Source organism: Paenibacillus sp. fava2 (assembly GCF_058313675.1).
Window position 1 is genome coordinate 6,516,208 of the sequence record NZ_CM177755.1, and the last position, 12,652, is coordinate 6,528,859.

12 protein-coding genes are annotated in these 12,652 nt (G+C 38.5%); 1 reads left to right on the plus strand and 11 read right to left on the minus strand.

The window, feature by feature from the left end:
* Positions 1–31 precede the first annotated feature (31 nt).
* On the plus strand, positions 32–853 hold the full coding sequence (locus AC4G46_RS28670; protein ID WP_491125671.1) for a DUF2785 domain-containing protein: 822 nt from the start codon (positions 32–34) through the stop codon (positions 851–853).
* 84 nt (positions 854–937) lie between these two features.
* On the opposite strand, the gene AC4G46_RS28675 is transcribed toward AC4G46_RS28670, so the two are convergent.
* From AC4G46_RS28675 to AC4G46_RS28725, 11 genes are all read right to left on the minus strand, one after another.
* The gene (locus AC4G46_RS28675; RefSeq protein ID WP_491125672.1) at positions 938–1,399 is read right to left on the minus strand and encodes a VOC family protein; all 462 of its coding nucleotides are present in this window, start codon (positions 1,397–1,399) and stop codon (positions 938–940) included.
* A complete protein-coding gene (locus tag AC4G46_RS28680) occupies positions 1,386–1,694 on the minus strand; it encodes a hypothetical protein (protein ID WP_491125673.1) in 309 nt (102 codons plus the stop codon). The genes AC4G46_RS28675 and AC4G46_RS28680 overlap by 14 nt, the downstream gene beginning before the upstream one ends.
* A gap of 309 nt (positions 1,695–2,003) precedes the next feature.
* Positions 2,004–2,393 carry a hypothetical protein gene (locus AC4G46_RS28685; RefSeq protein WP_491125674.1) on the minus strand — a complete coding sequence of 130 codons (390 nt, stop codon included), beginning with the start codon at positions 2,391–2,393 and terminating at the stop codon, positions 2,004–2,006.
* A gap of 165 nt (positions 2,394–2,558) precedes the next feature.
* Positions 2,559–3,551 carry a hypothetical protein gene (locus AC4G46_RS28690; RefSeq protein ID WP_491125675.1) on the minus strand — a complete coding sequence of 331 codons (993 nt, stop codon included), beginning with the start codon at positions 3,549–3,551 and terminating at the stop codon, positions 2,559–2,561.
* A gap of 60 nt (positions 3,552–3,611) precedes the next feature.
* On the minus strand, positions 3,612–6,635 hold the full coding sequence (locus AC4G46_RS28695; RefSeq protein ID WP_491125676.1) for a type I restriction endonuclease subunit R: 3,024 nt from the start codon (positions 6,633–6,635) through the stop codon (positions 3,612–3,614).
* Complete coding sequence (locus AC4G46_RS28700; RefSeq protein WP_491125677.1) at positions 6,632–7,945, minus strand: restriction endonuclease subunit S; 1,314 nt, start codon at positions 7,943–7,945, stop codon at positions 6,632–6,634. The genes AC4G46_RS28695 and AC4G46_RS28700 overlap by 4 nt, the downstream gene beginning before the upstream one ends.
* A complete protein-coding gene (locus AC4G46_RS28705) occupies positions 7,942–9,912 on the minus strand; it encodes a type I restriction-modification system subunit M (protein ID WP_491125678.1) in 1,971 nt (656 codons plus the stop codon). Before AC4G46_RS28705 ends, AC4G46_RS28700 begins: the two co-directional genes overlap by 4 nt.
* Positions 9,913–10,086: 174 nt before the next feature.
* Positions 10,087–10,401 (minus strand): hypothetical protein, encoded by a 315-nt coding sequence (locus AC4G46_RS28710; protein ID WP_491125679.1) that lies wholly within the window; start codon positions 10,399–10,401, stop codon positions 10,087–10,089.
* A 458-nt stretch (positions 10,402–10,859) separates the two neighbouring features.
* A complete protein-coding gene (locus AC4G46_RS28715) occupies positions 10,860–11,399 on the minus strand; it encodes a hypothetical protein (protein WP_491125680.1) in 540 nt (179 codons plus the stop codon).
* Positions 11,400–11,530: 131 nt separating this feature from the next.
* Positions 11,531–12,103: a hypothetical protein gene (locus tag AC4G46_RS28720; protein ID WP_491125681.1), complete on the minus strand. Its 573-nt coding sequence runs from the start codon at positions 12,101–12,103 to the stop codon at positions 11,531–11,533.
* Positions 12,104–12,138: 35 nt separating this feature from the next.
* Positions 12,139–12,447, minus strand: coding sequence for a hypothetical protein (locus AC4G46_RS28725; RefSeq protein ID WP_491125682.1), 309 nt, complete (start codon positions 12,445–12,447; stop codon positions 12,139–12,141).
* Positions 12,448–12,652: the final 205 nt, after the last annotated feature.

The window sequence follows — 12,652 nt, forward strand, 5'->3', positions numbered from 1 at the left end:
TAGAAGAAAAACTTTTAATAGGAGCTATAATATGAATTTGAAAGAAAAGCTGATGTTAATAAAAAAAAGCGGCTACCAGGCACCTCCGGAGCCATTCCAGCTAGTGCAGGAAATGATAGATAACATCGGTTCTGTGGATGCGGAGCTGCGTGACGACCTCATTTACGAAACTTTATCACAATGGATTCCCGGTAACGTTTTAACTACATATGAACTGGAACAGCTTCTGCCTGTTATTATGGATAATGAGCATTTGCTTTATAAGCTTGGGGAATCGGATACAGACTCTGTCTTCACCCGGTCTTTCTCTATGCTAGTCATCCCGCTCCTCGTCACGAGGCACACTGAATTCCCCTTTCTCTCAAAAGAGCAAATTCAGCAGATCAAGGAGTACGTCTTTTACAGTCTCCGGGAAGAACGGGACTACCGCGGCTATGACGAACAAAAAGGCTGGGCTCACGCCACAGCCCATGCGGCCGATGCTTTAAATGAGCTGGTTCAATGCCCCGAACTGAATGAGGCCGACCTTCTAACCAGCTTAGATTTGGTTTACGACAAAATGACCCTAACAGAACGGATTTACTCCGACGGGGAAGACGAGCGAATGGTAAGACCTGTAATCAGTGTTCTAAATAGAGGAATACTCAGTCAGAGTTATGTAGAGCAATGGATTCAAAGGTTCGGTGAGGTGGAGAAGAGTCCCGAATTCCTCCCTGCCTTCAGGCAGAAAAACAACATCAAGAACTTTTTGAAAAGCTTATATTTCCGGATAAAATACTACAAAGTGGATAACGGCCTCTGTCCGGTTATTGAGGAGACATTATATAAAGTAGAGAAAGTCTATTACTCCTGATTAAGAGGGGATTGGGATGAAAAGATGATTATGTACATTGCTCATCAAGCGATTAGACCGCCAGTTCATCTCCAATTCCCCTAATCAGATCATTTGTCTGCAAACGACCTCATATTTGATACCTTCAAAATCCTTAAAAAACACCGCATAGTAATCAGGTCCATATTCAGGATACAACCTGGGCTGGTCTACTATGGTTGCTCCAATCTCCACTAAGCTCAAATATATATCGTCCACTTCTTTTCTCGTTTCTGCTTTAAACGCGAGATGATGTAATGATCCGGGCTTGCGGCGGTGTATTTCTTCATTTTGAAAAGCAGCTCTGGGCGACGTGATTGCAAACGCCAGTGAAGGATGCAGATATTCGACAACGATGAAGTCGTGCTCCGAAATTGCTATACTCGCTTTGTTCCGGATATCGTAACCCAGTAAAGGCAGAAATTTATCGTAAAATGCTTCTGCGACCTGAATATCTTTTACAGTAATTTGGATATGATCAATGATTGGCTTCATCTTCTTCTCCCTCTCTTCATTAGATAAATCCATCTTCGGGTTCCCCGACATCAAACCCTAATACTTTTGTTGCTTCCGTTTTAAATGTAGTTATCCAAGCCTCCCAATCGCTTGTTTTCATCTGCGCATAAAAAGCTAATCCGCTCGGCTCAACCGAAGCCTCAATATAAACATCATTATCTTCATGCCCGAACCAATATGGAATCCCATCTTTATATCCTATCCAACCAGGCATACTTATGTATAACTCAGAGACCTTTTCCCATACCTCATCAGGTAAATGCCCCCAGATATTCAGATTACAATTATGAGAGCTAATACTATTCATTTGCGCCCCCCTTATCGAAGTAATGTTGTTCACCTTTCAATAAAAAAGAGGGCAGTCTGAATGGTACTTTCAGGCTGCCCTCGAGGTGTATTATTTGATTCGGTGAATTTCACAAAACCGATTGTTCGAAGAAAATAAAGTTGGAAACTGCTATATGTTGATACGATTGGCTTTTTATATCGAAGCCTTAGGTACGTCTTATAAATAAGTTGGAAACTAAGCTTCGAGCAGTCGAAAAATAAAGTTGGAAACTGAAGCTCATGGATATATCAGCTTTCGGTCTCAATAAACCATAACTTACCATTACAGTCATAACATGTCAAACTTTGTTTTAAACCAAGTTCTAACATCAGGTATGTTCTTAAATATCTTTTCAAGATTACCATTAACAAACACAAAATACTCGAAATCAAAGTAATTTATTCTTATCTCGATTTGGTTCCCACTAACGGAAATTTTAATTAAGTATCTATGCACCATTTCAAAACTGCCACCGGAGTCGAGAATCCAATTGCGAAAAAATAGAATTTTTGAATCAGCAACTACAATTGAGTTAGCTGACAGCTGTGCACAACATTCCATGAATTTTTTCAAAATGCCAGGCTCTTTCCCTTGTTCCTGCCACTTGTTTATTAATGTATCAATTTCGTTCAGGATACCTTCTTTATCAACTTTCTTTGTTGTCGAGGTCTTCTTCATTGATTATGGGTTTCTCCTCAAATTAGGTTAACAAGATCACTTAATATTATTTCCATGAAAGTGTCTTTTTAATCAGTTCATTTGAGAATTTTTAAAAGTAATGATTACGTACAAAGGTAAACTAAAGGTCTGCCATATGAATGGACAGACCTTTATAAACTCAAGTTAATTATCCCTATCTTGATTTTCTAACTGTTGTTGCATGTACTCCTCGCGAATCTGAAACAAAAGTTTTCCACTTTCCTTATGTATTGTAAAGTTGTATGTATCCACACTTGCCCATCCATATACATCTTTAAGCCAAGTCTGTAATGAAACCTCTTGATCGACAACTTCCACCTTTCCGTTTTGAAGCAAAACCGCCTCTTTGTTATGTTCTTTAGTGACGAGTACATCACCATGCTTTAAAACGCCCCACTCAATCATATCTTTGATTTTAGGTAATGTTTGTCGAGTGATTTTTTTGTCTTGTTTAGATGATGCCGGTAAGGACGTATCTAAAAGATTAACATAATAATCTTCATACTCAGTAACTGGAAGTATTTTTTCTGAATCGATGTAAATCTCATCATCAATCTTATACGGCGTTAGCTTGTAACAAATAATATTAACGCCATTATTATTTAACCAAGCTACAGCGGACAATGTTTGTTCGTCGTAATCTGAAGCAGCTAGGATAATTTTTTGCTTGATATTAAATTTATTTTCTGCTTCATTTGCAACTAGGAATTCATTAAGACTTCGAATGCCTAACTCATACGAAGTCAATTCCCCTAATTCGAACTCAGTACGATATTTTTCAATGTAAGGCGCATAAACCTTTTTAACCAAATCGTCTACACTTTGGATCGTGGCATAACTTGCAGCGTATCTAATAGCTTGAAATTCAAAAGCTTCTTTTCGATTTTCAATATCCTTTCGATCTCGCTTTATTTCAATTAATACAATATTCCCGTGGTTATCAATTCCTGTTAGATCACTTCTGCCCAGCTTCTCATTTTTAACTTGTCGTCCAACAATCAACATCGATTCATTCTCGTCACATAACATATCAACGTTAACCCTTAAAAGCTCTTCAATATTACTTTCCTGCATTCCAAGCTCAGAAAAGGTCATCGACTCCAATTTAATGGCTTGTTTCCCTTTAATATTATACATTTCAAATCACCTCATTTTGTTTGATTGAAAAAGCATAATCGTTAAACTGCAACCACATGATTATTTTTTCAGCAGATTATAGACGATCTTCCCAACAGCTTCGCTAATCATTTTGCATCCTTCATCGCTCGTGGATACAAATTGCACCAGTTTATTAAGTTGGTCATTTTCATTTTCAAGCTGCTCACGCTGTTCTTCGAACGAATCAACGATGCCATCGATGAACTGATTCTCAAAGGGATACTTGAAGTCTTCGTATGAATTGTTAACGACCTGTTCTTTCATACCAGGTGTGCTCACGAATTTTTCGGCAACTTCGTAGAGCTGTCCGCTTATGATCTCCCCGTCAAGATCTGTACCGAATAATTCGTTAATTTGCTTAACGATTTCAGATAAATATTTGTAGTCCTCTGGCTTTTTGCCGCCAACGCCATTCCCTCCAGTGAGTGGGTACTCAGCGCCTGTTTCCAAAATGATTTGACCTTCATCAATTTTTTTGATGCGATAGTATTCAAGATCTACAAAATCGTTATCAATCTCCCAACCAGTACCACCTATCGGGTCGCTAATCTTTTTATAGAATAAACGAATAAAAGTAAAATAGCGTTTCATATCCTCTTCATACTCCACCATTTGCGAAAGAAAGAGATATAGGGACACGAACTTTTTCATCATTGCACTAATATCGTCTTGCTGTTCCTCATTTAACGCTCTAAAGCGCTTCTCAGGCATCTGCAGGATTTTGTAGATCTTGGCTTGATCCGTTGTTGACTGTTTGGCTTTAGGCTGGAAAAACACATCACAAAGCGCCTGAATTTCGTTTTCTTCATAAATACGCGTTTCATCCAGCTGTCGCCGATATTCGTACAACAGGTTGGGGTCAACTTCCTCATCTATTGTAGTATGCTCATAATAGGGCTGGAATGCCTTCTGAATGGTGTCGCGATCATTAAAGAAATCAAGTACAAAGGTATCCGTCTTCTCCGGATGTGTTCGATTAAGGCGAGATAGCGTCTGTACAGCTTTGATACCGGTTAACTTTTTATCGACGTACATGGTATGTAATAATGGCTGGTCAAACCCTGTTTGATATTTATCAGCAACAATCATGATCTTGTATTCGTCCTCTTCGAACACTTCAGCCGTTTGTGTATCTGAAAAACCATTCATCCCAGCTTCCGTAACGACTTCTTCCATCTCCTGATCCTCAACATTACCAGAGAAGGCAACTAGCACACGGAGATCGGTATATGCTTTTTGTTTCAGATAATCCTGAAAGGCATTCATATAACGTTTGGCATGAAGGCGCGAGGATGTAACGACCATCGCTTTGGCTTGCCCTCCGATTTTATCTTTTGTAAACGTGCGGAAGTGCTCGATGATGATTTCTGCCTTTTGTGAAAGGTTCGTGGGATGGAGAGAGACAAACCTGGCGATCGCTCGTTTTGTCTTTTTTGAATCAACTTCAGGGTCTTCGACAACGGTTTTGGTAATCTTAAAATAGGTATCGTATGTTGTATAGTGCTTTAATACATCATGGATGAAGCCCTCTTCAATGGCTTGACGCATGGAATAAAGATGGAACGCACGGTAATCACCATCTTCATCTTTACTGCCGAATGTTTGCATAGTCTTCTTTTTTGGAGTCGCTGTAAAAGCGAATAGACTTAAGTTTTGGCGGCGCTCATATGCTGCAAGCACTTCAGCTATTTGATCATCGACATCGAGAAGTTCTTCACCACGTTCGTCAACACTTTCCGCTTCCTCAAGAGAGCGATACGTTAGCATGTCCTTCATCTTGGTCGAGGTCATTCCTGTTTGAGAGCTATGCGCTTCGTCCATGATGATGGCATATTTTGAACTTTTAGGCATCCCGTTAAGTTTCCCCATGACAAACGGAAACTTCTGAAGGGTCGTGACGATAACTTTGGCACCTCGACTAAGTGCATCAGCCAGTTGCTGCGAGCCTTTATCAATATAGGCTACAAACCCAGGTGTTGAGTCAAACTGACGGATGGTATCTTGAATTTGCGAATCAAGTACGATTCGATCTGTGATAACAACAACGGTATTAAAGATTGCCTTTCCTGATTCATCAGCAAGTGAGGCGAGACGGTGCGCCGTCCAGGCGATGGTATTACTTTTGCCGCTACCAGCAGAGTGCTGGATAAGATAACGCTGCCCACTTCCTTTTTCATAGACATGTTCTGATATTTTACGAACCGCATCAAGTTGATGATAGCGCGGAAAAATAAGTTGTTTCTTCTTTTTCTTTTTATCTTTCTTGTTTTCTTCAATTTTAAGTTCAATAAAACGCTGTAGAATATCGAAAAAACTATCTTTGGATAAAATTTCTTCCCACAAGTAGGTTGTTTTATAGCCTGATTGATGAATCGGATTCCCTTTGCCGAAGCCATCTCCCTTGTTAAAAGGAAGAAAATATGTTTTCTCTTTTTTCAGTTCCGTTGTCATATGTATTTCGTCGGTGTCCAGTGCAAAGTGAACGAGAGAGCGTTCATTAAATTTGAAAATGGGTTCTAACGGATCGCGGTCATGCTTATATTGGTGAATGGCATTTTCGAATGTTTGTCCGGTCAGGGGATTCTTAAGTTCCATTGTCATGAGCGGAAAGCCATTCAGATCAATGACAACATCCAGTGAGTTGTTATTCTTGATGCTGTAATGGACTTGACGCGTGACTGAGAGACGATTCTTATGAAAATTTGCCACTGCATTAGGATTAAAGTCGTTATCCGGTTTCATGAAAAACATTCGAAGTTCAATGCCACGATCTTTATACTTGCCTTGTGCACTGTCACGAAGAAAACCGATAAGACCTTTCGGATGCGTCCCAATAGCGCGTATGATCGATTGAATGACACTGTTTTCAACGGAGGGTCCGTATATGGTTTGAAGCGCAGCCCAGTGTTTGGGCTGCGTTTCTTGTATAAATGAAATGAGACGGGATCGGAACAAACCAATGTTGGCGTCAAACTCGGCAGCATTACCTTTTTGATAACCCTGTTGAAGGAGTGCCTGCTCAACGGCGGATTCAAATACGATTTCACGATAATCGAGGGTCACTTTACGACCTCCTCTGCGTAATTTCGAACATCTATTTTTCCGGTGACGGCTTCGCTGATAAGGGATTGGCGGTATTCTTTGAGCTTTTCGATTTGGTTTTGCACCTTGCCTAGCGTCTCATCAACACCCTTTACTTTTTCATCTAAATAGATAACGATTTTATTCTGTTCTTCAAGGCTTGAAAAACTGAAGTTTATATCAGCTATATCCTCTGTAGAAATATTAGGCTGATTTGTTGTCTTTATTTTTAGAGCAAAACCTTGTGTAAAAGAATGGCTACTGATGAGATAGTGGAGGTATCTAGAGCTAATATTAGTATTTGGTTTGAACATCCCTACCCTTTGATTTAAAAGGACTCTTTCTCCAGAAGAATCAAAAATAGCAGCTTTAATACCTGAACTTATAATTGGTCTTGTTAATGCGAAAACAACAGATCCATCGAATATTACAAATTCTTTGTGCTTATTATAAAAATCTTCAGGTAAAAATGATTCATCTGACCAGTCAAAATACATATGTTGTACATTACTTATTTTCAATACTTTAACGCCTTCTGAAGTAAAATCAGAACTTTTAAATGCATGTCCGCCAATAACTTTTCCATAATGTTTTATTTTTTTCATTTCCCAATGTGCTGGCACATTGCCAAGCCACTCAATCCCTGAATCTTTCATCGGAACGGCTGAATCGAGTCCTTTCGTGACCGCTTCATCGATGATCGCTTGACGTTTTTCTTGCAGAAGTTTGATGAGTTTTTGTTTTTTTTCGATTAATGTATTTATTCTCTTTGTATTTTCATCAAGATATTTAACTATATGTTTTTGTTCTTCCATTGGGGGGACATAAATATTTAGCGTTTTAAGTAATGAAATCGATAGTCCCTCTCTTAAACCATCCCCAACAAGCCCTCTGATTTCTTTATATCTAGATTCCAGTTGAAAATATAAAAATAAAGGATTTAATTTGTTTTCATCACAAATGAAAGCCGCAAGTGATTGATTACAGGTGGATTCAACTTTTAATATTGCAACCGTCCCTTTTGTCTTTCCCTGTCCATTCAGAGCCATTAAAACAGAATTCACAGGCAGTATTGTTGCGTTTGAATTTTCATATCCGTCTATTGTTATTTTGTTATCAACTTCGTATATTACTTTTTTATTCACTTCACCTGAAGACAACCAATTGATGCTCCCGTTTTCCCAGTAAGACAAGTTGTCTTTACTTGGTGTTCCGCCGGTTTTAATTGATGTGTAAAAATTAATTTTCCCTTTACTCCAGTGAACAGGGATATGAACTTTTTGATTATTCACAATATTACCTCCTTGAGCAACTCAAGGATTTCGCTTTCGAGCAACTGTATTTCAGCATTAATTTCTTTAGATGAGCGAAGTTGTTGATTTTTATAAAAGTGACGTGTAAACGGTATCTCATAACCCACTTTTCCGACTCTTCTATCTTTATCATCGCATACATCTTCGTTAATCCACGCATCTTCAACATGTGGACGCACCTCAGTAACAAAATAGTCGTAAATATTTTGCTTCAAAGGCACATTCTCAAAGTCACGCAGCTCTGTATCAGCTTCTATATTACCTTTAGCGTCACAGCAAATCTCCGCATTTTCATCACGCTCAGCTAAAGCGGTTAACACCGCCTTGTACACCGGAGCTTTCATTACAATACCAGCCTGTTTGAAGAGCTTCTTTAGCACTTTTTCAAATTCATCACGGCTCATATATACACGATCAGACACAATACCTTGTAGAACATCTTTGATTGCTTTTTGTTCTGAAGTAGAAAGTTTTGCAAAAGCGGTTTGATCCTTTAATTTGACTACTCTACTGGATGTGGTACAGAAATTCAGTCTGAGTGGGCGTTCAATAGTAATCCGACGATATCCGAAATCCTCGTTGTCAAAAATCTTACTGTGTTCGCCTTCATCGAAATAGCTATAAGCTTTTAAGATGTCATCAATATGCTCTTCTCCAAGTTCATTGCGTTTACTACCCAAACTTTTACGCATCTTCTGATAAAAATCAACGGCATTGATAAGCTGCACCTTGCCTTGACGATTATCAGGCTTATGATTGCTCAGTACCCAAATATAGGTTGCAATACCTGTGTTGTAGAATAAATCGTTTGGCAGTGCAATAATGGCTTCCAGTAAGTCGTTTTCAATAATCCAGCGGCGTATTTCACTTTCACCAGACCCTGCGCCACCCGTAAAAAGAGGGCTACCGTTTAGAACGATGGCAATACGTCCCTCACCTGGTTTCATTTTTGAAATCATGTGCTGCAAGAAAAGCAGCGATCCATCGCTTACACGAGGTAATCCTGCACCAAAGCGACCGTTGTAACCTTTTTTCTTATGTTCATCTTCGATATCTTTTTGCGTCTTCTTCCAATCCACGCCAAAAGGAGGATTAGAGAGGAAGTAATGAAACTCTTCGTTCTCCAGCCCGTCTTGTGTAAAACTGTTACCGTATTTGATATTGGATACATTTAGCCCTTTAAGCAGCATATCTGATTTACAGATAGCGTATGATTCTCCGTTAAGTTCTTGCCCAAACACTTCAACGTTCATTGTCGGATTGAGGTTACGCAGATACTCGTATGCAACCGCAAGCATTCCGCCTGTACCGCAAGCTGGATCGTAGATCTTACGTACGACCTTTTCACCAGTCAGTGCTTTGGTGTCCGCTTCAAATAACACATTCACCATGAGCTGAATAACTTCGCGAGGTGTAAAGTGCTCCCCTGCAGTTTCATTGGATTGCTCGGAGAAGCGGCGGATCAATTCTTCAAATATGTAGCCCATCTCAATATTGCTTACGCGGCTCGGGTGTAGGTCGATTTTAAGCATTTCTTCTAGCACATTAAACAGTATATTGGCATCCTGAAGTTTATTAATTTGTGCTTCAAAGTCAAAATATCGGATAATTTCGCGAGCATTTTCGGAGAATCCTTGTATGTACTGCTTAAGGTTATCGGCAAGCATATTTGGAAAATCGCGCATGGAACGCATCGTGAATGGACTGGTATTATAAAAAGTTGCACCGGACGCACGCTCCAGCACTCGTTTTTGGATCGCTGTAAGTGGCTCCACCATCGTTTTGTAGCTTTTGAGCACCTTCTCTTTGCTGTCCTCTAATGCGCAATCAAGGCGCCGAAGTACAGTAAACGGCAAAATCACTTTGCCATAGTCGGATTGTTTATAATCACCGCGCAAAAGCTCCGCAATGTTCCAAATTAAACTGACTTTGTCTGAAAAATTCATTTCTGCATCTCCCTTATGTCTTTCGTCCTATATATTTTTCTACATTAAATATTAAAATTCCTGCAAAATAACTTGTAATATGTGGAATCATGCGGTTCCACAGCTATCATTGCTTAATTTAAAGAACCGCCGAGAATTTCCGGCGGTTATTCATAAGGACATACTCTCAGCTAGTCAATGCTCAATTGCTTCATTTACCACATCAGAGTAGCCTAGCTTTAGCCCTGCTGCGCGAACGATCTTCCACCTGAGCACGACTTCGCGTGCTTCATACATTTGATTTACAGTATACTTCACCCATCTCACTTGGAAATCATCAATGGATTCTCCGTGTTGTCGAATTACCCCAACTGTATTAATTCGCCAATCCTCTGTCTTGTTCTTTCCAAACCACTCGGTTAGCATTCCAATTTTTGCATTGGGGAAAGAATTCATAACAGAAAACAGCCTGTCAGTTATATCGGCAGGCTGTTTCAGATCAATTTCCATCTTTACTTATTGGGTTACACCTTTAATGTCACCGTAAACCTGTCCCCATGCAAATAAGTTTGCTCCCATACTCCCACAAGACTTCTCGTCACATTCTAACCCATCCTTCATCACACTAAACCACCAAAAGTTGAATTAAAACCTGAAAAAACACACGAAAAAAGAAGAAATCCGAAGCAAAACGGAGCAAAAATAGAAAATAAGTTTAACGTGAGAGCAGGGGAAATCATCGGGGAAGCGCTGGAATTGGTGCAGAAAATGAACCGAGGGATATTTGAGAAGGGCTATAGCGTGAGATAAATAAGTGAGCAGAAGCCGAGGATAATCAGGAGTGCATACCTGAATTTCCTCGGCTCGTGTGCAAACTTTAAGTGGAGAGTGCAATCTTAAATTGTGGTCCACATAGTAGAGATTTTGGTTTAAGGATTCAAGAGAATCACTAAATGTCTTTTTATTTTCTATTTAATCCCCTTAATAATCATGATTTGATCTATTAATGGGTTATGTTGATTAAACGTTTCAAAATCATACAACTTCCCATCCTCATAGTTAAATGATGGATATATATTCATAATATCATCGACAGAAATATAATTAATGTGTGATTGAACGTGCGTTCGGTCATGTAGCTGATTATTTTCCAACTTATTAGCGATAGTTCTTATTTCTTCCTCAAAAGAAATTCCATTGTAAAATTCCCACTCAGACATTCCATTTACATCATTGGCTGTATACATTGCTAATTTCACAAAATCATTCACGCCAATACTTACTGTGTTGATGCTATCAGGAATATCCATCTCAATTACAAGGTAGTCTGGATTCCAAAAATGATATCCACAAGAGACTAACGGATTATCACAAAAAAAATCGTAAACCATCTCAAAGTTTTTGACTGCTAGTCCTCCAAGTAAGCTAAATGTAAACACTAAGCCATTACATTGTACATTATTTCTATTTTCATACAGATTCTTTATTATTGGATAGACTCTTCTCATGAAACCGTACGTGCTCTTCGACTTAACCCCGAAGTCAGGATAATATATCCCGTCATTTGCTAATATTTCTAGGACCTTATAGTGTTGAAACGTATATACCTTCATAATTACCCTCTTTCCATTTTCTATAATCAGACAATTTCTTCCTCACTTTTACTTTGGTTATCTTGTTTGAGTTCCATTTTAGTGAATCTTCGTTCAATAAATTTTTCTTGCTCTTTTTCTTCTTGGCTGAGCGAAAAAGAATCTACGATATTCAATAACTTTAATTTAACACTGGATGCTTTTATTGCATTATGAATATCCGCTTCACAATTCTGTAATGTTTCATTTATAAAGTATGGGTCGGGATGAGCAGATTTATTACGAGAATCTTTTAAAGTATCCAGTAAATCATTTAATTGAGATACACCTTCATGATCATCAAACAACTTGCCTAAATCCCTCAAATCTTTTATCTTAGTGTACTCAGTATGTAAGCCCCTCAATGAAATGAGAGTTTGATAAATTCGAATATAATATCCATTGAGTTCATCATTTAAACGGCTCAATCCAAATAACTTTTTCTTTTTGTCCTTCTTTGCCAATATTATTTTCAGGTCACTTTGAAAGGCAATTTTCCGATCAACAAAATCCGAATCAAGCTTCTTTAGTTGAATCATAATTTTTTTAAGCTTCTTTTTGTTATCTTTCACTTTACCCATTAAGTTTCCTCCGCCTGTAAATTTGTGATTTATTGTTACATAAACTCATCTTCCTCATCACCCATATCGACAAACATAAACTGTGAGCTATACGGAAAACTATTAATAATTCCTTCGTTACTTAGATTCTTAATTGCTAACGAAATTGAAGCTTTGTCCATAGCCAAAGTATTAGCAATCTCCTTTTGACTAACTTCAACAAACTGTTTTGTATCCGCCTTTGTTAATAAGTAAAGTAGAACTCGATATGACTTTTTAGTGAGATTCTCATTTAAAAAACAAACTTCAAGAAAGTCATGATCCACTCTAACCGCATATCGTTTTTTTGATTGTTTGACACTCATCAAATACCACCTTAAATTTCCATATGTTTTAAATAACCAAACAAATAAAGTTAATTATGGACCAATATTCAAACTAATATTATCGCATGGCAATAACTTAGTCAAGCTAAACCCTTCGACTCGTAAATTATTGGAATGTATGATTCAATAGACTCTGTTCGAATTCATGCCTTATGTAATACCTCCCACTTTCCAACTTCCTTAC